A 21,589-nucleotide genomic window follows, 5' to 3' on the forward strand; every position below is an offset into this window, starting at 1 on the left:
GCATGACCCGCACCATCATTGAATCCCAAACCAAAACCACCGTGATCGGTTTTGACGAACCGTTTTGCGTGATTGGCGAACGGATCAACCCCACAGGGCGCAAAATCTTGAACGAGGAGCTAGAACGCGGTGACTTCTCACGCGTGCAAGCGGATGCCATTGCACAGGCGGCGGCGGGTGCGACCGTGTTGGACATCAACTCTGGCGCGGTGTTCTCGAACAAAATGGCCGAAGACCCCCGCTATGCCGACAATAACTTTGTTGAGCCTGCCTTGATGAAGGCCTTGGTCGAATGCGTGCAGGAAGTGACCGATTGCCCCTTGTGCATCGACAGCTCGGTTCCGGGTGCGTTGGAAAATGGTTTGGCCGCTGCTAAGGGTCGCCCACTTTTGAACTCGGTCACAGGCGAAGAAGAACGCCTTGAGATGGTTTTGCCCTTGGTCAAGAAATACAATGTGCCCGTTGTTGCGATTTCTAACGATGACACAGGTATTTCTGAAGACCCCGAAGTGCGCTTTGCCGTTGCCAAGAAGATTGTAGAACGCGCGGCTGATTATGGCATTCCCGCCCATGATATCGTGGTTGATCCATTGGTCATGCCCATTGGCGCAATGGCCACAGCGGGCCATCAGGTCTTTACCCTTGTGCGCCGCTTGCGCGAGGAATTGGGCGTGAACACCACCTGCGGCGCATCCAATATCAGCTTTGGCTTGCCCAACCGCCACGGCGTGAATAACGCGTTTTTGCCCATGGCCTATGCAGCAGGCATGACCAGTGCGATCATGAACCCAGTCGCCCTGCCCGTTGGCCCCAAAGCGATTGCCGAAAAGAAAGCCGCGATTGAAGCTGCAGGAATTATCCTGCCCGCAGATCTGGACGATGAAACCTTCGTCAAATTGTTCGGCATGGGCTCGACCAAGCCGCGCGCGGGCAAGGAGATGGAGGCGATCCGCGCCGCCAACCTGCTGCTTAACCAAGATGACGGCGGGGCTGCTTGGATCAATTTCAACAAAGATCCAGATGCCGCCGTGCAAGGGGGCCGCGCCAACCGCCGCGCAGGGGGTCGCCGCCGCGGCTAAGGCACCATTTTTTGAAAATCGCAGGCCAGAGCATATTTAACCTTATGCTCTGGCTTTTACGCCAATAAAAGCAATGAAAGACCAAAACAGGATCCTTCCCGATGGGCAGCGCAAGCACAGATGACAAAGACCCTTTGGTGATTTTTACCCCTTCTGGCAAACGCGGTCGCTTTGCCAAAGGCACGCCCGTGCTGCAGGCGGCGCGCGCGCTTGGGGTGGATTTGGATAGTGTCTGTGGCGGGCGCGGCATTTGTTCAAAATGCCAGATCACCCCCAGTTTTGGTGAATTTGCCAAACATGGCGTCACAGTGCGCGAAGATGCCCTTTCCGAATGGAACGAGGTTGAAGCCCGCTATGACCGCGTGAAAGGTCTAATTTCAGGCCGCCGTTTGGGCTGTCAGGCCAAGGTATTGGGCGATGTTGTGATTGATGTGCCTGAAACCAGTCAGGTGCATCGTCAGGTCGTGCGCAAAGAGGCCTCAACCAAGCCTATTACCATGGACCCTGCCACGCGGATTGTCATGGTCGAGGTGGCCGAGCCTGATATGCATGAACCCTCGGGCGATTTTGAACGCTTGAAGGATGCCCTCGCACAACAATGGGATGTGCATCAGGTCAGCGCCGCCCTGCCCGTTTTGGCCAAGCTTCAAACCGTTTTGCGGAAGGGCAAATGGCAAATTTCAGTCGCTCTCTTTCAACCCGATGAGGGCGGCGTGGCGCAAATTCTTGAGATTTGGCCAAATCTTCATGAGGGCGGAATTTACGGCCTTGCGATTGATCTTGGCTCGACCACAATCGCGGCGCATTTGTGCGATTTGACCACGGGTGCAGTGATAGGCTCTGCGGGGATCATGAATCCACAAATCCGTTTTGGTGAGGATCTGATGAGCCGCGTCTCCTATGCCATGATGCAAGAAGGCGGTGCCACTGAGATGACCCGCGCGGTGCGCGAGGCCATGAACACATTAGCGGGGCAAATTGCCGAGGATGCGGGCATTGACCCCAAGCTGATCTTGGAAACCGTAGCCGTCTGCAACCCTGTGATGCACCATTTGCTCTTGGGGATTGATCCTGTGGAATTGGGCCAAGCGCCCTTTGCGCTGGCAACTTCGGATGCCTTGCGTCTCAGTGCGCCTGACTTGGGCCTGTTTACATTGAACCCACAAGCGCAGATTTATCTGCTGCCCTGTATCGCGGGCCATGTTGGGGCCGATGCCGCCGCCGTGGCCCTATCTGAGGCCCCAGAACAATCTGAGGATTTGGTGCTGATCGTGGATGTCGGAACCAATGCTGAAATCCTGCTTGGGAATAAGACTAAGGTTCTCGCCTGCTCCTCGCCCACGGGGCCTGCCTTTGAGGGAGCGCAAATCTCGTCAGGGCAACGGGCCGCGCCTGGTGCGATTGAGCATATCGAAATCGACCCCGCCACCAAAGAACCGCGGTTCCGCGTCATTGGCTGTGATCTGTGGTCTGACGAGGCAGGGTTTGCCGAGGCCACCGCGCAGACAGGCATTACGGGCATTTGCGGCTCTGGCATCATCGAGGCTGTGGCGGAAATGCGCGCCGCGGGCCTATTGGACGGGTCAGGTCTGATTGGCAGTGCCGAGCAGACAGGAACCCCGCGGTCTATCCCCACAGGGCGCACCCATGAATATCTGATCTTTGACGGCACCGCCACGGGTGGGCCACGCGTCACGGTCACTCAAGGCGATATTCGCGCCATTCAATTGGCGAAATCCGCGCTTTATGCAGGCGCGCGTTTGTTGATGGATCAGATGGATGTAGACGCGGTCGACCGCGTGGTTTTGGCGGGGGCCTTCGGCGCACATATCAGCCCAAAACACGCTATGATTTTGGGAATGATCCCCGATGCCCCGCTTGAGAAAGTCACAAGCGCAGGCAATGCCGCAGGCCATGGCGCGCGCATTGCGCTGTGCAACCGTGCAGCGCGCAAGCGCATTGAGGGGGGCGTGCGCGTTATCCAAAAGGTTGAAACCGCGATTGAGCCAAGGTTTCAGGAACATTTCGTGGCCGCAAACGCGATCCCGCATAAAACCGCCTCCATGCCCAATCTGGCCACTGTGGTCAGCCTGCCCGATGTGAATTTCGGCGCCTCTGGCGGTGGGGGCAATGATGACGGGCGGCGGCGCAGACGGCGGGGCTGACGGAGCGAAAGGCAGAGGTTGACGAAACCCCTGCCTTATCGTATCGACTGGCGCATCAAGGCCATGCGCGGGTATGGTGAAATGGTATCACACGAGCTTCCCAAGCTCTTGGCGCGGGTTCGATTCCCGCTACCCGCTCCAGCCTTATGTCTTTCCCTAAAACATTACCTCTGCCTCAAGACCCTGCGCGCGGGCACGGCTGAGGGCAGTTTGGGCTACGGCCAAATCCTGAAGCCCGACACCCGTGCCATCGAAAATTGTGATCTGATCGGGCGAGACACGGCCCTCGGCCGCCCCTCTGACCACCGCCCCCAAGGGGGTGATATCCTCGCGCCCAATCAAGCCTTGCGCCACGGCGTGTTGCGCCTCGCCGATGGTGACAGATTGTGCCACCTCATCGGTAAAGACCGCAGCGCGCGCAAAGAGTGCAGGATCAATCTCCTGCTTGCCGATTGTATCGGTTCCCATCGCAGAGATATGGCAGCCTGCACTAACATGATCCGCAAGCAGGCTTGCGGCATTGGATGAGGTGATGGTGATGATCACATCGGCCTCCTGCATCGCGGCCAAATCAACGGGGGTGAACTCAACCCCCGCTTCGGCACAGACCTCCGCCAAGCGGGACAGGCGGTCAGGATTGCGGTTCCATCCCAAAACGCGGGTGAATTTGCGCACCCGCAAGGCCGCGCGCAATTGAAACGCCGACTGATGCCCCGCGCCCACCATGCCCAAGACTTGGGCATCGGGACGCGCCAATTGATCAATCGACAGGGCCGATGCGGCGGCGGTGCGCAGGGCCGTCAACAGGTTCCCCCCCACCATCGCGGTGGGGCGGCCTGTTTCAGGATCAAATAACAGCACGCAGGATTGATGATTGATCAAACCGCGCGCGGCATTTCCGGGGAAATACCCGCCCGATTTCACACCCATCACCGCGCCCGCACGATCAAAGCCCGACTTGAACCCGTATTGACGCCCCTCGCCCAAGGCCTCGCGGATCACGGGGAAATTATAGGCATCCCCATCGGCCATCGCGGCGAAACACCCGCGCATCGCATCAAACGCATCTTCGGCACTGACAAGATCGGCAATTAAACGTTCTGGAATGATATACATCGTCCCGCCGCCTCAATAGGCCTTGCCACGGGCCGAGATGGGCCAAACCACCTCAACCTTGCCGCCCCGCACGCCGACATACCAATCATGGACATTGCAGGTCGGGTCACAGTGACCTGGCACAAGGCGCAGCTTTTCATTGATGGCCAAAACACCTTTAGGGTCGGCCACCACGCCATGTTCATCGCTGCATTTGACATATTCGACATCATCGCGCCCATAAATCACGGGCAGGCCACTATCGACTGATTGCGCCTTGAGCCCTGCATCGACAATCGCCTTATCGGCCTTGGCATGGCTCATCACTGAGGTCAGGATGAACAGGGCATTTTCCCATTCGCCGCGGTCAATGCGGTTGCCGCTTTCATCTAGAATGCGGCCATAATCCGCATCCATAAAGGCGTAAGAGCCACATTGAAGCTCGTTATAGACGCCTGATGTGCTTTCGAAATAATAGCTGCCTGTGCCGCCACCGCCCACGATATCGCAGGTGATCCCTTCTGCGGCCAATGTATCGACCGCGTCCTTGACCATGGCCACGGCAACTGCAATTTTCGCTTTGCGGTCTTCATATTGATCAAGATGCTGCATTGCGCCCTGATAGGCCTGAATGCCCGCAAATTTCAGCCCCTCGGCCGCATCAATGGCGCGGGCTAAAGCCACAACTTCGGGGGTGGTGGTGACACCACAGCGCCCTGCCCCGCAGTCAATCTCAACCAGACATTCGATGACCGTGCCATGACGCATGGCAGCCGCAGAAAGATCGGCGATGTTGCTCAGATCATCGACACAGCAAGTCGCGCGCGCGCTCAAAAGCGGGATACGGGCCAAGCGATCAATTTTTTGCGGGTCGCGCACCTGATTGCTGACCAAGACATCCCGAATACCGCCGCGGGCAAAGACCTCGGCCTCGCTCACCTTTTGGCAACAGACACCACAGGCCCCGCCCAGGCTTTCTTGCAACTTCGCCACATCGACCGATTTATGCATCTTGCCATGCACGCGGTGACGCATGCCATGGGCGGCAGCATAGTCGCCCATTTTCTTGATGTTGCGCTCAAGCGCATCGAGATCAAGGATCAAGCACGGGGTCTGGATATCCGCCTCCACCATGCCAGGCAGCGCGGGAATGTCATAGCCAACTTCCAGATTTTCAAAACTTGTATGGGTGTTCATGCTCTTAGCCTTTCATCGATGGCAAGCGGTCTAAATCGACATTGCCGCCTGTAATAATCACCCCAGTACGCTTGCCCGCAAAGAGATGTTTGTTCTTCAAAATCACCGCCAAAGGCACAGCACAGCTTGGCTCGATCACAATTTTCATTCGGGCCCAAGTCAGTTTCATCGCATCCACGATTTCATCTTCGCTTGCGGTAAGAATATCGGTGACATAGGATTTGACAAAATGCCAAGTCAGGTCTTTCAGCGGCACTTTCAAACCATCCGCGATGGTCTGGGGCGCGTCATCCGCGATGATATGGCCTGCCCGAAAACTGCGCGCGGCATCATCCGCTTGGTCTGGTTCGGCGGCATATATTTTGATCTCAGGGGCGATATTTGACAGCGTCAAACAGGTGCCAGAGATCATACCACCCCCGCCAATTGGGGCCACCACAGCGTCAAGATTGGGCACATCTTCGATCAATTCGCGCGAACAGGTGGCTTGGCCTGCAATCACGCGCGGATCATTATAGGGATGCACAAAATTGCCGCCCGTTTTGGCCTGCACCTCGGCAAAGACCGCCTCGCGCGAGGTTGTCGAAGGTTCGCATTCCGTGATGATCCCTCCATAGCCCCGCACTGCATCTTTTTTAGCCTGCGGCGCGCTATGCGGCATCACCACATGGCACGGGATGCCCCGCCGCCCTGCAGCGTAGGACAAAGACAAGGCGTGATTGCCGCTCGAATGGGTGCAAACACCGCGCGCGGCCTCGGCATCGGACAGGCCAAACACCGCATTACACGCACCGCGCACCTTGAAGGCGCCTGCCTTCTGAAAGTTCTCACATTTAAAGAACATCTCACCCCCGACCAACTCGTTCAAGAAGCGCGAGGTCAGAATGGGCGTGCGGTGGATATGGGGCCTGATCCGTGCGTAGGCATCAAGGCTTTCTTGATAACTTGGCACGGAAATTGGGCCAAGGTCGTTCATATTTTTACCCTTTCATTCAGCAGCTTGGCGAAGGGCGGTCTGATCCGCGCGGAAATAATCCTGCGCAGAGGCAACCCCCGACCCAAGCGGAATGTCCCATCCCAGATCGGCCATGCACATTTCGGCAGTGGCCAGACCAGAAAGAACCATAACATCGGTCAGCATCCCCAAATGGCCTATGCGAAACACCTTGCCTGCGACCTCGCCCAGACCCACACCAAAGGCCACACCGTATTTGGTGGCGGCAAGCTGCGCGAGTTCGGTGCCACATTTCCCCGCAGGCACCATCACCGCCGTCACTGTGTCAGAGGCCGAGGCAGGATCGGTTGCACAAATCTGCAACCCCCATGCCGCAACAGCCCGGCGCACCCCTTCGGCCAGTCGATGATGGCGGGCATAAACAGCCTCTAACCCCTCGCCCTCAAGAAGTGCGATAGAGTGAGACAGGCCCGCGATCAGACCAACAGAAGGGGTATAGGGGTATCCCCCCGCCGCGTAGGATTTCAGCATATCGCGGAAATCAAAAAAGCAACGCGGCAAGGTGGCACTGTCCATTGCCGCCAAGGCCTTGGGGCTGACACCCAAAATCGCAAGACCTGCAGGCAGCATGAAGCCTTTCTGGCTACCTGCCACGGCTATATCGACCCCCCATGCGTCAAACTCAAACGGCATAGACGCAATGGACGACACGCCATCGACAAACAGCATCGCATCATGACCTGCGGCATCAAGGGCCGCGCGTATCCCCGCAATATCGGAGCGCACCCCTGTCGCGGTTTCGTTATGGGTGGCAAGAACGACTTTGATCTTACCCTGAACATCCGCACGCAATGCCGCCTCAATCTGCGCAATCGGGGCCGCCTGCCCCCATGGCACATCAATGATCTGGACGTTCAGACCGTGGCGTTGGCACATATCAATCCAGCGATGGCTGAACATGCCAAACCGCGCGGCAAGGACAGTGTCACCCGCACTCAATGTATTGGTGATGGCCGCCTCCCACCCGCCTGTGCCTGTCGAGGGCAGTAAGATCACTTCGCCCTCGGTCATCTTCAACACGCCGCGCACCCCCGCCACGGCAGGCTTGAACATCGCGCCGAAGGCGGGACTGCGGTGATCAAGCGTGGGCATATCACAGGCTTTGCGAACGCTCTCTGGGATATTGGTTGGCCCAGGAATGAAAACTGGATTTTGAAACGACATTTTGTTCGGCCCTCCCTTCAAAGGTTGGATGCAGATTAGCAGGGGGGCTTTACAGCTCGCAATTTTTTCGAAATAATTTTTTAATAGGTGAAAAAATACTTTTTCATCATAAAATTCAGATTGTTGCAGTTTTTCAATTCTCTCTTTGCAGATGAAAGGGCCGCAAATATGACACCAACCACGCGTCAAAGGGGCCGTCCGAAGGCCTTTCATGATAAGACCGAACAAAACACGGTGCAGGCTCTAGATCGCGCGCTGGCGGTGATGGAGGTGGTGGCACAAAAACCTGGTTTGCGGCTTTCTGAACTGGCCGAGGAAACAGGTCAGGCCACCGCAACGCTCTATCGTGCGCTGACCACATTGCAGACGCGCGGGATGGTCGAATGCGATGAGATGCAGCAGGTCTGGCATATCGGCGCAGGCGCCTTTCAAATCGGGTCTGCTTTTTTGCGCCGCACCAATGTTGTGGAACGATCCCGCGCAGGCATGACGCGGCTGATGCGCGAAACGGGCGAAACTGCAAATTTGGGTGTCGAAATGCAGGATGAGGTTTTATTCCTGACCCAAGTCGAAACCCACGAGGCGATCCGCGCCTTTTTTCCACCTGGAACCCGCGCGCCAATGCATGTCTCTGGAATTGGCAAGGCGCTATTGGCATGGCTTCCGCCCGCCCATGTGCAGTCAATCATCCTCAAACGGGGCTTGTCGGCCTTTACCCCGAATAGCCTAACAGATGAGGCAGCCTTGCGCGCCGATCTTGATCAGGCCCGCGCGCGCGGATTTGCCATTGATGACCAAGAGCGCGCCGAGGGAATGCGCTGCATTGCAGCCCCGATCTTCAATGTGCATGGCGAACCTGTGGCGGGCATCTCAATCTCTGGCCCCGCATTTCGACTGTCCCTGACCCGTTCAATGGATTTTGGCAGCCTGGTGCGCGAAGCCGCCGATCAGGTCACCGCCGCCATTGGGGGGCGCTGCCCCTAAAGCGCCCTAGCGCGCGGCTTGCACCCATGCCACGATGGCGCGGCGCGCCTCCTCATCCATTGCAAAGGCATTTGGGGGCGGCATCGCATGGGAAACGCCCGCCTGCGTATAAATCTGGCTGGCATGACGGGCCACATCCGCCTCGGTTTCGAGATAGACATTTTTTGGTGCCCAACGGATACCATCCCATGCGGGTTGGCGGGCATGGCACATCGAGCAATTGCCAATCACGGCATAATAGGCCTCTTCAAACCCGTCTGCCGCAACCATCTCGGCCTCATAGGGCGTTAAGGCGCGGCTTGCGGCGGCCTCGTAGGTTTCCGCCATGCGCGGGATTGATAGCCAAGCGATGATAATCATCAGCAAGACCGTAACCGCCCATGTCCAATGCGGCCCCTTGCCCGTGGCGTGCATCGTGTTGAAATAATGGCGAATGGTCACACCCGTCAGGAAGATCAAGCTTGCAATGATCCACGAATATTCGGTCGCAAAGGCGAGCGGATAATGATTGGACAGCATCAGAAAAATAACGGGCAGCGTGAGGTAATTGTTATGGGTCGAGCGCAGCTTGGCGATCTTGCCATATTTCGCATCAGGCGTGCGCCCCGCCTTGAGATCTGCCACCACAATGCGTTGGTTTGGCATGATCTGGAAAAACACGTTCCCCGTCATAATGGTCGCGGTAAAGGCCCCCACATGCAGCAGCGCCGCCCGCCCCGTAAAGACCTGATGATACCCCCAAGACATCACCACAAGGATTACAAACAGGATCAACATCAAGGTCGTGGGGTTCTCACCCAAAAGCGATTTGCACAATTGGTCATATAGAAACCACCCCAAGGCCAGCGAGCCGCCCGAGATCAAAATCCCCTGCCACAGCGCCAGATTGGCCTTTGTCGGGTCAAGCAAGAACAACTCGCCCCCGACCCAATAGACAATCATCAACAAAGCTGCACCTGAGACCCAAGTCATATAGCTTTGCCATTTGTGCCAGATCAGATGCTCGGGCATGTTTTCAGGGGCGACCAGATATTTCTGAATGTGGTAAAAGCCGCCGCCATGCACCTGCCATTCTTCGCCATAGGCCCCTTTGGGCATATTTGGCACAGGCCGCAGCCCCAAATCCATGGCAATGAAAAACAAGGATGCGCCAATCCACGCCATCGCCGTGATGACATGCAGCCACCTGACGGAAAACGCGATCCAATCCCAAATGATGGCCAGATCATACATACCGGCATCTCCCTGTTGTTACTTGTATTTCCTGCATACTAGGCGGCTGAGGTTTATTCTGCTATTACGAGCAAACGCCAAGCAGTATCAAAAAAAGCAAAACAATGTCCTATTTTAATAATATCCGAACCTTTGTCCGTGTCTACGAGCTTGGGTCGATGTCGGCGGCAGGGCGCGATTTGCGCATCTCACCTGCCGTGACATCTTCGCGGATTTCACAGCTTGAGGAACATTTGGGCGTGCGTCTGTTTCAGCGCACAACCCGCAACCTCACCCCCACCGAGCAGGGCCAAGCCTTTTATCGCGGGGCAACGCGGATTTTGGAGTCGGTCGAGGACGCCGAAGCGCAGATCGTCAACATCACAGAGAACCTCAAAGGCAGTCTCTACGTGGCCGCACCTTTGGGGGTGGGTCGGCGCTTGATCGCGCCCCATGTGCCAGATTTCATTGCGCAATACCCTGAAATTCATGTGCGTCTGCGCCTGTCAGATCGCAAGATTGATCTGACCACCGAAGGGCTTGATCTGGCGTTTTTCCTTGGGGAACCTGAGGATAGCAATCTGCGCATCCGCAAGATTGCGGATGTCGCGCGGGTGCTGTGTGCAGCGCCTGCCTATATCGCCGCGCGGGGCATGCCCAAATCAGGGGCTGATCTCGTGACCGAGCGGCATGAATGCCTCAACCTGCGCTTTCCAGGGGCCAAGGAATTTCAATGGCGGTTGCAAACCAAAGCAGGGTTTGAGCGGTTCCGCGTGGCAGGGCGTTACGAATCCGATGATGGCGATGTCCTGACAGACTGGGCTTTGGCGGGGCATGGGGTTGTGATGAAACCCATCTTTGAGGTGGCCGAGCATCTCAGCTCAGGCGCGCTTGTGCCTGTGGCCAGCGAAACCCCGCCCGCCCCTATTCAAATGGCCTGTCTGTTCACCCATCGGCGCAGACAAGACCCCAAAACGCGGCTTTTCATGGAATTCATGATTGACCGCGTGGGGGATGTGATCCGCAGCAGCGCGCGCGATTAACTGCCGCGATAGGTGGAATAGCCAAAAGGCGACAGCAAAAGCGGCACGTGGTAATGGGTGTCTTCTGACATGCCAAAGCGGATCGGGATCATATCCAAGAAACGGGGGCTTTCTTTTGGCACGCCTTGCGCGTCAAGATAGGCGCCTGCGTGAAAGCAGAGCTCATAAACCCCGCGCGCAAATTCCGCGCTTGGCAAAATCTGCGCATCGGTGCGCCCGTCTGCGTTGGTTTCAACAGTTTTGATCAACTCCGCCCCTGCATCGCTGATGCAATAAAGATCAATTGTCATGCCTGCCGCAGGGTGGCCTGTTGCCGTATCCAAAACATGGGTGGTCAAATATCCCGCCATAGCGCGCGTCCTTTTGCCTGTAAATGAACCCTAGAAAATCTCAAAACTTGCGCCCATGATAGGCGAGATTATGCGCCTGATACAGTGCAGAGCAATCAAAAGAGTGCTTATAGATTTTTTTTAAAATCATCTGTGATTATCTGCATTATGCCATAGAAAAAAAACGAGGCTGATATGACACTCTACCCCCGAGATTTACGCGGCCACGGGCCAGACGCGCCCCATGCCGCTTGGCCAAATGGCGCGAAAATCGCTGTGCAGATTGTGCTGAATTACGAGGAAGGTGGCGAGAACAATATCCTGCACGGCGATGCCGCATCCGAGGCCTTTTTATCCGAGATCACAGGCGCGCAACCATGGGTTGGGATGCGTCATTGGAATATGGAGTCGATCTACGAATATGGCGCGCGTGCAGGGTTTTGGCGGCTTTATTCCATGATGTCCGACCTGCCCGTGACAGTTTATGGTGTGGCCACAGCCCTTGCCCGCAGCCCCGAACAGGTGGCGGCAATGAAACAGGCGGGTTGGGAAATTGCCAGCCATGGCCTGAAATGGGTGGAACACAAAGATATGCCCCCCGAAGAGGAGCGCGCGCAAATCCGCGAGGCCATCCGCCTGCATACCGAGGTGACCGGAACCCCGCCACGCGGGTGGTATACGGGGCGCTGTTCCATGAACACTGTGGATCTTGCCGCGCAAGAGGGGGATCTGGCCTATATCGCAGACAGCTATGCCGATGACCTGCCCTATTGGGTCAAGGCGGGCGGCAAGGATCAGTTGATCGTGCCCTATACGATGGATTGCAACGATATGCGCTTTGCAATCCAAGCAGGTTTCACCGAAGGCGCGCAATTCGAGCGCAGCTTGATCGACACCTTTGATCAGCTTTACGCCGAAGGGGCGGCAGGCGCGCCCAAGATGATGTCGATCGGTCTGCATTGCCGCCTTGCAGGGCGCCCTGCCCGTGCGCTGGCGCTGAAACGCGCGCTTGCGCATTTCCAAGCACATGAGGGCGTTTGGTTCGCCACCCGCGCGGAGATTGCCGATCATTGGGCCGCGACCCACCCCGTGATCGCGCGCATGACCCCCTCGCAAATGACACGGGAGGAATTTGTCGCCGAATTTGGGGGCATGTTCGAGCATAGCCCGTGGATTGCTGAACGTGCCTTTGAGATGGAGCTTGGTGCCGCACATGATTGCGCGGCGGGGGTTCATTCGGTTCTTGCGCGCGCCTTTCGCAGCGCCAGCGTGGCGGAACAGCTTGAGGTGTTGCAAGCCCACCCTGATCTAGCGGGAAAACTGGCCGCGGCCAAGCGTCTGACGGCAGACTCCACCGACGAGCAGGCCTCAGTCGGGCTTGATAGCCTGACAGATGCAGAACGCGCCGAATTCACCGCTTTGAATGACCGCTACACCGAGGCCTTCGGATTTCCCTTTATTATCGCCGTGCGCGACAACACCAAGGCCAGTATCTTGGAGGCCTTCAAGCGCCGTGTGACGCAATCGCGCGATGTGGAATTCACCGAAGCCTGCCGTCAGGTCGAGCGTATCGCAGAACTGCGTCTGATAGATCGGTTCGCACAATGAAAATCATCATCGAACCCATGACCGCCGATGCCTTCGCCCCGTTTGGCGATCTGCTTGAGGCGAAGGGCACGCCAGATAAGATCATAAATCAAGGCCTATGTGGCCGTTTCCACGACCGCGCGCGGATGGATTTTTCGGATGGGCGTGCAGGGATCAGTATCTTTCACGCAGAAAAGCGCGATTTGCCCTTAAAGCTTGATCTGGTCGAGCGGCACCCTGACGGATCTCAGGCCTTTGTTCCGATGAGCCACCAGCCGTTTTTGGTGGTCGTGGCAGAAGATCAAAACGGCACACCGCAGAACATCCGCGCCTTCCTGACCGAGGCAGGGCAAGCGATCAACATTCATCGCGGCGTCTGGCACGGGGTGCTGACGCCGCTTTATGACCCTGGTCTTTTCGCGGTCATCGACCGCATCGGCGAAGGCCCCAATTTAGAAGAATATTGGCTGCCTTATGAGGTGATTATCGCCACCTCATAAGGGCATGTGGCGGTTCACATCTTTGTAAAGCAGATAACGGAACTTGCCCGGCCCCCCTGCATAGCAGGCTTGCGGGCAAAAGGCGCGCAGCCACATATAATCGCCCGCCTCAACCTCGACCCAATCCGTGTTGAGGCGATAGACGGCCTTGCCCTCTAGCACATAAAGACCATGCTCCATCACATGGGTTTCCAGAAACGGGATCACCGCGCCAGGCTCAAATGTCACAATGGTCACATGCATATCATGGCGCATGTCAGCCGGGTCAACAAAGCGCGTGGTGGCCCATTTCCCTTCTGTGCCCGCCATTGGCGTGGGCGCGATATCGCGCTCGTTCAAGATTAGAACATCAGGGTGATCAAGACCTTCAACCTCTTGATAGGCCTTTCTGATCCAATGAAACCGCAAAGGCGACTGCCCGCGATTATATAATTCCCATGCACGGGCAGGCGGCAGATAGGCGTAACCGCCTTCCTCCAACAGATGGGTTTGACCATCCACTGTCAGGCTTGCTTCGCCCTCCACCACAAAAAAAACCGCTTCGGCCTCCTCATCGGTTTCAGGGCGCGCGCTGCCACCTTCGGGCGCGACTTCCATGATGTAATGCGAAAAGGTTTCAGCGAAGCCCGACAGGGGCCGCGCAATCACCCAAAGGCGGGTTTTCTCCCAAAAGGGCAGGAAACTGGTGGTAATATCGCGCATCGTGCCGCGTGGGATCACGGCATAGGCCTCGGTAAAGACCGCGCGATCTGTCAAAAGCTGTTCCTGCGGGGGATGGCCGCCTGTGGGGGCGAAATATTTGGGGCTCATAAAGGCAACTCACATTGAAAACTGAGGGTATGATAGGCGCTTGTTGCGGCGCTGTCGCACCCAAAAAGCACGAAGGCAGTTTTCGGGTTTCTTTGATAATCACAGCACTCTATTAGGCAATTTTTGCAGAGTGCACCTTAGGCAAGCCGCCCATCTCAAGGATCAGATCAACGATCTTCTCCACGCCCTGCTCATTGCGCAATTGCGCCATCACGAAGGGCCGCCCTGCGCGTGCGCGGGTGGCGTCAGCCTCCATCACCTCAAGCCGCGCCCCGACATAAGGCGCGAGATCAGTTTTGTTGATCACCAAGATATCCGAGCGTGTCAGTGCAGGCCCGCCTTTGCGCGGAATATCCTCGCCCGATGCCGTATCAATCACATAAATCGTCAAATCCGCCAATTCAGGGCTGAAGGTCGCCGATAGGTTATCGCCGCCGCTTTCGATCAACACGATTTCAAGGTCAGGGTGGCGCGCCATGACGAAGGCCTGTTAAAGATTAGGCAGTTCCAGAAATTTTGCCTAGAAAAAAAGCAAACCGCGAAGCTGATAGATGAAGAATTTGTAAAATTCCCTTAAATTTTTATCCAATTGCCAAGCGAACCCCAAGCCCCTAGCGTGGCAGTCGCGTGAGAACTGAAAAAGAAAATAGCCCAAATGAACCAAGATAATTTTGTGATCCCTGCCCCCCCGCACCCAATGATTCCCGTGGAGGGGGGCGGCGTATTTCCTGTTCGCCGCGTGTATTGCATCGGGCGCAATTATGCCGCCCATGCGATTGAAATGGGTCATGATCCCGACCGCGAGCCGCCGTTCTTCTTTCAGAAAAATCCAGATAGTTTGGATGCGTCAGGCGAGATGCCCTACCCTGTTGGCACGTCTGACTTGCATCATGAGATCGAAATGATGGTGGCGCTGAAATCAGGCGGGCGCGATATCGCACTTGAAGACGCGCTGTCCCATGTGTGGGGCTATGGCGTGGCGCTTGATATGACACGGCGCGATTTGCAGGGCGAGGCCAAGAAATTAGGCCGCCCTTGGGAGATCGGTAAATCCTTTGAGCACTCCGCCCCGATAAGCCCGCTTTTGCCAGTGGCCCAAGTGGGCCATCCCAGCACAGGAGAGATCACGCTGCTTGTGAATGGGGCGCTGCGCCAAGAGGGGGATTTGGCGCAAATGATTTGGAAAACGCCCGAAATCATTCGCTATCTGTCGCAATATTTTGCATTGGCAGCAGGGGATGTGATCCTGACGGGCACGCCTGCGGGGGTTGGCCCCGTGGCGCGCGGCGATGTGATGGAAGGAAAGGTTGCAGGTCTGGGCACATTGAGCGTCCGCGTGACCTGAACCTGCAAGCAGGGGAGAAGATAAAATGAGCGTCATCACACTGGGACTCATCATGGGCATCTGTGGCACTGTTGCGATGGATATCTGGGCGGTGATCCTGACACGGATTGCGGGCATCCCTACGCCCAATTGGGGCAATGTGGGCCGTTGGGTTGCCCATTTGGGGCGCGGGACAGTGTTTCACGCTGATATCAATACCAGCGCCCCTGTGACCCGCGAACGAATGATTGGTTGGGTTTTCCACTATGCGGTCGGTGCGGTCTATGGCGCTCTGTTTTTGGGGATCATGGGCCAAGCGTGGTTAAGCGCGCCCAATTTCCTACCGCTTTGGATTTTCGCGATCCTGACCATCGGGGCGGGATGGTTTTTGTTGCACCCGGGCCTCGGGCTTGGATGGGCGCTTGCGAAAACCGCCGCCCCATGGAAGGGGCGGGTTTTGGGCCTTATGGCCCACACTGTCTTTGGCCTTGGAATGTGGGTGGGCGCGGTGGCGCTTGGTTAACGATGCGCGTGGATATAGCGCAACAGGCTTGCGGTAGAGGGGTCTAACCCCTCTGCCCCCGCCGCGCCCTCAACGGCGGGTTGCAGGGCCAAAGCCAGTTCTTTGCCCAATTCCACACCCCATTGGTCATAGGAATTGATCCCCAAGATCACCCCTTCCACAAAAACCCGATGCTCATAAAGGGCGATGATCTGCCCCAATGTGAACGGGGTCAGGCGCGGATAGATCAGCGTGGTTGACGGACGATTGCCCGTGAAAACGCGATGCCGCGCTTGGCGTTCCAATTCCGCACCAGACAGGCCTTTTGCAGCCATCATGCCGCGCGCCACCTCAAGGCTACGGCCCTGCATCAAGGCCTGAGATTGCGCCAAGCAATTCGACAAGAGCAGGGTATGGTGATGCGCCAATTCAGGCTCATGCCCTGCGGCAGCCACCATAAATTCGCACGGAACGACACGCGTGCCCTGATGGATCAGCTGATAAAACGCGTGTTGCCCATTCGTGCCCGGCTCCCCCCAAACAATCGGGCCTGAATGATAGGGCAAATCCTGCCCGTCCATATACACGCCCTTGCCGTTCGATTCCATTTCCAATTGCTGCAAATAGGCGGGCAGACGCGACAGGCGTTGGTCATAGGGCAACACCGCGCGGGTCGCATGACCGCAAACCTGATTGTGCCACAGCCCGATCAAGGCCAATAATACCGGCATATTCTCGGGAAGATCAGCCTCGCGGAAATGGGCATCCATGGCCGCCGCACCCGCTAGGAATGCCTCAAACTGTTTTGGCCCAATGGCCAGCATCACCCCAAGGCCAATTGGCCCCCAGAGGGAATAGCGCCCACCGACCCAATCCTCGAACCCAAACACGCGGGACGGATCAATACCATAGGCCGCTGTTTTATCCGTTGCAGAGGACAAGGCCACGAATTGCGCGGCAGGCTCACTGACCGCATAGGCCATCCAATCGCGCGCTGTTTGCGCATTGGTCATGGTTTCAATCGTGGTAAAGGTTTTCGAGGCAACAATGACCAAAGTTGTTGTTGGATCAAGCCCTTGCAGCGTGTCGTTGATATGTGCCCCATCCACGTTTGACACATAATGCACCCGCGGCCCATCGTGATAAGGTGCCAGCGCAAGCGTGGCCATCGCGGGGCCCAGATCAGACCCGCCAATCCCGATATTGATCACATCCGTGATCTTGCCGCCCTGCCCCTGATAGCGGCCTGCGCGCAGATCATCGGCGAACAGTGCCATACGGGCGCGGGTTTCTTGAACGGCAGGCAGAACATCCACCCCATCCACCATGATCGGGCCAGAGGGCGCACGCAAGGCGGTATGCAGCACCGCGCGACCTTCGGTTTCATTGATCTTTTCGCCCGCGAACATCGCCGTGCGTTTTTCTTCGACATTCGCCTTGCGGGCCAATTCCACCAAGAGTGACAGCACCTCATTGGTGATATGTGTCTTAGAAAAATCAAACATCATATCGCCCGTCTTGGCCGAAAACCGCGTAGCGCGGGCAGGATCATTATCAAAAAGCTGCGACATAGGGGTGCTGCGCAGGTGATCCCACGCGGTGGAAAGCTCTGTCCAGATGGTCATGATTTACTCAGCCCAATGAATGGTGGCGGTCTTTAAAACAGTGGCAATTGGTGCTTGATCTTCAGGCAAGTCTGCGGCCCGCTCAAGTGCCGCGCGCTTTTCACGCCCTGTGATCAAGATATGGCAATGCAGCGCGGCTTTCAGCACAGGGGCGGTCAAGGTGATCCGCGGCTCGCCCGCGTTTGCGGCCCGCATCGCCATCAGGGGCGGCGCATCTGCGCTGAGGGCTGCGTTGAGATTATCCCCATCGGGAAAAAGGCTTGCGGTATGCATATCTGCGCCCATCCCCAACAGCAAAACCGTGATCGGCAAATGCGGCAACAGCCCGTCTGTCAGATCGGGGATGCCCTCCTCTGGCGTGTTGGCGCCGTTAAATAGGGGTATTAACTTTGCCTCCGATGCCTTTGATTGTAATAGTTTTTCTTTCAAAATCCTTGTGTTAGAGCGCGGGCTATCCTCGCCAAGCCAGCGTTCATCATTGAGAAAGACTGCAATATCACGCCATGCCAAATCCACTTCGGCCAAGGTTTTGAACACAGGGCCCGGTGTCGTGCCGCCCGGAACGCAGAGCGAGGCGCGCCCCGCCACGCGCAAGGCCTGCCCTAATTCCGAGGCGGTACGATCCGCCAAGGACATCATCAATAAATCGCGGTCGGGATAGGTGATCAATTCCATGGGATCAGCCCACCTCACGCCAACGGCGCCCATCGCGATGCAACAACATCAGCGCATCTTCTGGCCCTGTGCTAAAGGCCTGATAGGGCACGGGGCGTTCATTGCGCGATTGCCACCCTTGGATGATTGGATCCGTCCAACGCCAAGCTGCCTCAACCTCATCGCCGCGCATGAACAGCGTTTGATTACCACGGATCACATCCATGATCAGCCGCTCATAGGCATCGGGTGCATCGGCCGCATCCGCCCCAAGCGCCTCGGCAAAGGTCATATCAAGCGGCACATCGACCAAACGCATCCCCCCTGGGCCTGGCTCTTTGATCGTGACGCTGAGATCAATGCCCTCATCAGGTTGCAGGCGAATAGACAAAACATTGGGCTTCGTCCCTGCATCCTCATCAAAAATGGAATGGGGCGGCTCTTTGAAATGGATCACAATCTCGGACATCCGCGCGCGCATCCGTTTGCCTGTGCGCAAATAGAATGGCGTGCCATTCCAACGCCAATTGGCGATATGCACCTTCATGGCCACAAAACTTTCTGTGCGGCTTTTGGGGTCTTCGACATCGTCCAAATAAGACGCGGTCTTATCGCCTGCTTTATACTGGCCGCGCACAATATCCTCGGGGCGCACAGGATCAAGCGCGCGGATCACCTTAAGCTTTTCATCGCGCACGGCGTCAGGGTCAAAATGATTGGGCGGCTCCATCGCGGTCAAACACAGAAGCTGCATCAAATGGTTTTGCACCATATCACGCATCGCGCCTGATTTATCGTAATAGGCCCCCCGCCCGCCAACACCGACCTCTTCGGCCACGGTGATTTGCACATTGTCGATATATTGGGCGTTCCACAGCGGCTCGAACAGGATATTCGCAAAGCGGATCGCCATCAGATTTTGCACCGTTTCTTTACCCAAATAATGGTCGATGCGGTAAATCTGGCTTTCGTCAAAATGCTCGGCCAGTGTTGCGTTCAAGGCCTTGGCGGTGGCCAGATCATGACCAAAGGGCTTTTCCACCACAATCCGCGCATCAGAGCGCGCAACTTTATGGGTGTGCAGACGTTCGGCCAGATCGCCAAACAAGGCGGGCGCGACCGAGAAATAAAAGGCCTGCACGACACCATCGCGCATTGTGCCCGCGAGATCGGCCCATCCATCCGTGCCGCGCGCATCAATGGCAACATAGCTCAAACGCTGTAAAAACGCGGCAAGGCTGGTTTCATCGCGTCTGGCTTCGGGGGTAAATTCGGCAATAGCCGCGCGGACAAAATCACGAAAGGCAGCATCATCTTGGGATGTGCGCGCCGCGCCGATGATCCGCGCCTCGGGCGGCATTTGCCCGTCATGAAAGCGCCGATAAAGTCCAGGCAGGATTTTGCGCCGCGCCAGATCCCCTGTCGCCCCAAAAATTACCAGATCAAAATCTTCAACTGGAATGACGCGCGAAACCATTTTCTCTCCTTTGCCCTGCATCTGACCCAAATTCTTTGGGAAATTCACAGGTTATTGCCGCCTTTGGCCGCGATTTACGTTAGCGCTAACGAAAGCTGAGGCGGGCTTAGCCAATCTCGAACCCAAAGTCTAGCAGAGCCTGACGATTTGGCAAAGCGGCGGGGCAGATTTTCACGTGCGGTGGCACGGCGTAAAATGAAAAAGGCTCAAGCGGCCTCCCCTCCGCTTGAGCCTCAACGCGACGTGAAACTCCCTTTCGGGGCTCGCGCGTATTCAATGTGCCTGCGACATTTTATCATTTGCAACGATCCGTCAAGAGTTTTGTCACACTCATGTCACCTGGCTTTGGCTTGACCTTTTCCGCCCTGTCGGGCATCGCCTCTGGCATTGGGGCGTTATTAGGATAAATGCGATGCTGCGCGGGCTCTATAATTGGACAATGGGTTTGGCGGGTCATCGACACGCCCTGTGGGCCTTGGCGATTGTGTCCTTTGCGGAAAGTTCAATCTTTCCCATTCCCCCAGATATTTTGATGATCCCAATGCTCCTTGCGCGGCCCAATCGGGCTTTTTTAATTGCCTCTGTCTGCTTAATCGCCTCAGTTTTGGGGGGGATTGCAGGCTATGCGATTGGGGCGCTGTTCTATGACCAAATCGGCGCGCCGATTTTGGCGGCCCTTGGCAAGGCCGATGCAATGGCCGAGTTTAACGCGCGCTTCAATGATCTTGGCTTTTGGCCCGTATTGATCGCGGGGCTAACCCCCTTCCCCTATAAGGTCATCACCATCATGTCGGGGTGGACAGGCCTGCCTTTGGGGACATTCATTGTCACCTCGATCATCGCGCGGGGGATTCGCTTCTTTGTCATCGCGGCATTGCTGCGCCAATTCGGTGCCCCTTTACGCGATTTCATCGAGCGCCGTCTGGGGCTGATGTTTACATTGTTCATCGTCATCTTGCTTGGCGGGTTTTATGCTGTGAGGTTCATGGGATGATGCGGGATCTGGATTTGCCAAAATTATCGGCCCTCGCGGGTCTTGGGTCTGCCGCGACATTGGCGGGCGCTTTTGGGTTTCAGTATCTTGGCGGGCTTGCGCCCTGCGCCATGTGCCTGTGGCAACGATGGCCCCATGCGGGCGCTGCACTGGGTGCGCTGTTCATCGTAATCATTGCCGCCATTGCCCCCAAATTGGCGCGCGGTTTGACCCTGATCGGGGCGGGCGCGATGGTGATGAATGCAGGAATCGCGCTGTATCACACAGGGGTTGAGCGCGGGTGGTGGCAAGGCCCCACCTCCTGCACGGGGGGCGCAGAAGATATTCTGTCGCTTTCGGCGAATGAGCTGCTGTCAACAGACACCGCGCCTGCGATTGTTATGTGTGACGAGGTGGCATGGGCCTTTGCGGGCCTGTCGATGGCCTCATGGAATGGCCTGATTTGCTTGGCCCTATTCCTAATCTGGGCCAAGGCCGCAGCGGCCAAACTGTAGCCCCACGCCTGTCCCGCGGGCTAGGGATAGGAAATCTCCTCAACGGCATTGCGCCATGACCCGTCAGAAATCAGCCGCCGATGTGCAAAACGCACAGAATGCAACGGCGCCTCAATCTCGCGCTTCCAGAAATCAATAAAGCCGAAAATGCGCGGATAATCTGGTGCGAGATCGTAATCCTGCCAGATGAACACGTTGATAACATTACAAAAATCAGGCATCTGATAGTAAAATTCTGCCGTGGTCAGCCCATACCCCTCAAGCATCAGCCCCGTTGCGGTTTCATCATTGTTGCGAGACCCCCAAGTCATCTGCACCTACCCTTGCTTGGCTCATGGT

21 protein-coding genes, 1 tRNA gene and 1 pseudogene are annotated in these 21,589 nt (G+C 56.7%); 11 read left to right on the top strand and 12 right to left on the bottom strand.

Annotated elements, in window-relative coordinates:
- Window positions 1-2 precede the first annotated feature (2 nt).
- The 3 genes from AAC632_RS11330 to AAC632_RS11340 all read left to right on the top strand — a co-directional run bounded on the left by AAC632_RS11330 (window position 3) and on the right by AAC632_RS11340 (window position 3,385).
- Window positions 3-1,079, top strand: a complete 1,077-nt coding sequence (locus AAC632_RS11330) for a dihydropteroate synthase (protein ID WP_340298965.1) — start codon at window positions 3-5, stop codon at window positions 1,077-1,079.
- 101 nt (window positions 1,080-1,180) lie between these two features.
- On the top strand, window positions 1,181-3,244 hold the full coding sequence (locus AAC632_RS11335) for an ASKHA domain-containing protein (RefSeq protein WP_340298966.1): 2,064 nt from the start codon (window positions 1,181-1,183) through the stop codon (window positions 3,242-3,244).
- Window positions 3,245-3,311: 67 nt separating this feature from the next.
- Window positions 3,312-3,385: transfer RNA gene (locus tag AAC632_RS11340), tRNA-Gly, on the top strand.
- 15 nt (window positions 3,386-3,400) lie between these two features.
- Here the strand turns inward: AAC632_RS11340 and bhcD are convergent.
- From bhcD to bhcA, 4 genes are read right to left on the bottom strand one after another with little or no spacing between them, the layout of a single operon-like run.
- Window positions 3,401-4,360 carry an iminosuccinate reductase BhcD gene (gene bhcD / locus AAC632_RS11345; RefSeq protein WP_340298967.1) on the bottom strand — a complete coding sequence of 320 codons (960 nt, stop codon included), beginning with the start codon at window positions 4,358-4,360 and terminating at the stop codon, window positions 3,401-3,403.
- A gap of 12 nt (window positions 4,361-4,372) precedes the next feature.
- Window positions 4,373-5,536 (bottom strand): 3-hydroxy-D-aspartate aldolase BhcC, encoded by a 1,164-nt coding sequence (gene bhcC / locus AAC632_RS11350; protein WP_340298968.1) that lies wholly within the window; start codon window positions 5,534-5,536, stop codon window positions 4,373-4,375.
- Between the two features lie 4 nt (window positions 5,537-5,540).
- Window positions 5,541-6,512, bottom strand: a complete 972-nt coding sequence (gene bhcB, locus AAC632_RS11355; protein WP_340298969.1) for a beta-hydroxyaspartate dehydratase BhcB — start codon at window positions 6,510-6,512, stop codon at window positions 5,541-5,543.
- A gap of 12 nt (window positions 6,513-6,524) precedes the next feature.
- A complete protein-coding gene (gene bhcA, locus AAC632_RS11360) occupies window positions 6,525-7,715 on the bottom strand; it encodes an L-aspartate--glyoxylate aminotransferase BhcA (protein WP_340298970.1) in 1,191 nt (396 codons plus the stop codon).
- Window positions 7,716-7,883: 168 nt separating this feature from the next.
- Between bhcA and bhcR the strand changes: the two genes are divergently transcribed.
- Window positions 7,884-8,699, top strand: a complete 816-nt coding sequence (gene bhcR, locus AAC632_RS11365) for an HTH-type transcriptional regulator BhcR (RefSeq protein WP_340298971.1) — start codon at window positions 7,884-7,886, stop codon at window positions 8,697-8,699.
- Between the two features lie 6 nt (window positions 8,700-8,705).
- Here the strand turns inward: bhcR and AAC632_RS11370 are convergent, their stop codons facing one another.
- A complete protein-coding gene (locus tag AAC632_RS11370) occupies window positions 8,706-9,932 on the bottom strand; it encodes a urate hydroxylase PuuD (protein ID WP_340298973.1) in 1,227 nt (408 codons plus the stop codon).
- A 104-nt stretch (window positions 9,933-10,036) separates the two neighbouring features.
- Here AAC632_RS11370 and AAC632_RS11375 point away from each other — a divergent pair, with 104 nt between their 5' ends.
- Window positions 10,037-10,954: a LysR family transcriptional regulator gene (locus AAC632_RS11375; RefSeq protein ID WP_340298975.1), complete on the top strand. Its 918-nt coding sequence runs from the start codon at window positions 10,037-10,039 to the stop codon at window positions 10,952-10,954.
- On the opposite strand, the gene uraH is transcribed toward AAC632_RS11375, so the two are convergent.
- A complete protein-coding gene (gene uraH / locus AAC632_RS11380; protein WP_340298977.1) occupies window positions 10,951-11,304 on the bottom strand; it encodes a hydroxyisourate hydrolase in 354 nt (117 codons plus the stop codon). The two genes, AAC632_RS11375 and uraH, sit on opposite strands and share 4 nt — an antisense overlap.
- 174 nt (window positions 11,305-11,478) lie before the next feature.
- Here uraH and puuE point away from each other — a divergent pair, with 174 nt between their 5' ends.
- Entirely contained in the window at window positions 11,479-12,891 is a 1,413-nt protein-coding gene (gene puuE, locus AAC632_RS11385) for an allantoinase PuuE (protein WP_340298979.1), read from the top strand.
- Window positions 12,888-13,370 (top strand): ureidoglycolate lyase, encoded by a 483-nt coding sequence (locus tag AAC632_RS11390; RefSeq protein WP_340256087.1) that lies wholly within the window; start codon window positions 12,888-12,890, stop codon window positions 13,368-13,370. The genes puuE and AAC632_RS11390 overlap by 4 nt, the downstream gene beginning before the upstream one ends.
- Here AAC632_RS11390 and AAC632_RS11395 read toward each other — a convergent pair.
- Window positions 13,365-14,180, bottom strand: coding sequence for a bifunctional allantoicase/(S)-ureidoglycine aminohydrolase (locus AAC632_RS11395; protein WP_340298981.1), 816 nt, complete (start codon window positions 14,178-14,180; stop codon window positions 13,365-13,367). The two genes, AAC632_RS11390 and AAC632_RS11395, sit on opposite strands and share 6 nt — an antisense overlap.
- 112 nt (window positions 14,181-14,292) lie before the next feature.
- Window positions 14,293-14,655: pseudogene (locus AAC632_RS11400) on the bottom strand (GTP-binding protein); the annotation flags it as partial.
- 180 nt (window positions 14,656-14,835) lie between these two features.
- Between AAC632_RS11400 and AAC632_RS11405 the strand changes: the two are divergent.
- Both AAC632_RS11405 and AAC632_RS11410 read left to right on the top strand, forming a co-directional pair.
- Window positions 14,836-15,525: a fumarylacetoacetate hydrolase family protein gene (locus AAC632_RS11405; protein ID WP_445322679.1), complete on the top strand. Its 690-nt coding sequence runs from the start codon at window positions 14,836-14,838 to the stop codon at window positions 15,523-15,525.
- A gap of 25 nt (window positions 15,526-15,550) precedes the next feature.
- Window positions 15,551-16,027, top strand: coding sequence for a DUF2938 domain-containing protein (locus AAC632_RS11410; RefSeq protein ID WP_340298983.1), 477 nt, complete (start codon window positions 15,551-15,553; stop codon window positions 16,025-16,027).
- Here the strand turns inward: AAC632_RS11410 and pgi are convergent.
- The 3 genes from pgi to zwf are packed head-to-tail and all read right to left on the bottom strand — an operon-like array spanning window position 16,024 to window position 19,762.
- On the bottom strand, window positions 16,024-17,631 hold the full coding sequence (gene pgi, locus AAC632_RS11415) for a glucose-6-phosphate isomerase (protein ID WP_340298985.1): 1,608 nt from the start codon (window positions 17,629-17,631) through the stop codon (window positions 16,024-16,026). The two genes, AAC632_RS11410 and pgi, sit on opposite strands and share 4 nt — an antisense overlap.
- Window positions 17,632-17,634: 3 nt before the next feature.
- The gene (gene pgl / locus AAC632_RS11420; RefSeq protein WP_340299148.1) at window positions 17,635-18,306 is read right to left on the bottom strand and encodes a 6-phosphogluconolactonase; all 672 of its coding nucleotides are present in this window, start codon (window positions 18,304-18,306) and stop codon (window positions 17,635-17,637) included.
- 4 nt (window positions 18,307-18,310) lie between these two features.
- A complete protein-coding gene (gene zwf, locus AAC632_RS11425; RefSeq protein WP_340298986.1) occupies window positions 18,311-19,762 on the bottom strand; it encodes a glucose-6-phosphate dehydrogenase in 1,452 nt (483 codons plus the stop codon).
- 412 nt (window positions 19,763-20,174) lie between these two features.
- Here zwf and AAC632_RS11430 point away from each other — a divergent pair, with 412 nt between their 5' ends.
- Together AAC632_RS11430 and AAC632_RS11435 are read left to right on the top strand one after the other, a co-directional pair.
- Window positions 20,175-20,756 carry a YqaA family protein gene (locus AAC632_RS11430; RefSeq protein WP_340260435.1) on the top strand — a complete coding sequence of 194 codons (582 nt, stop codon included), beginning with the start codon at window positions 20,175-20,177 and terminating at the stop codon, window positions 20,754-20,756.
- Window positions 20,753-21,250 (top strand): disulfide bond formation protein B, encoded by a 498-nt coding sequence (locus tag AAC632_RS11435; RefSeq protein WP_340298987.1) that lies wholly within the window; start codon window positions 20,753-20,755, stop codon window positions 21,248-21,250. Before AAC632_RS11430 ends, AAC632_RS11435 begins: the two co-directional genes overlap by 4 nt.
- 20 nt (window positions 21,251-21,270) lie before the next feature.
- On the opposite strand, the gene AAC632_RS11440 is transcribed toward AAC632_RS11435, so the two are convergent.
- Entirely contained in the window at window positions 21,271-21,561 is a 291-nt protein-coding gene (locus AAC632_RS11440; RefSeq protein WP_340298988.1) for an usg protein, read from the bottom strand.
- Window positions 21,562-21,589: the final 28 nt, after the last annotated feature.

This window comes from Roseobacter sp. HKCC-CH-9351, from assembly GCF_037830295.1.
Taxonomy (GTDB): Bacteria; Pseudomonadota; Alphaproteobacteria; order Rhodobacterales; family Rhodobacteraceae; genus M30B80.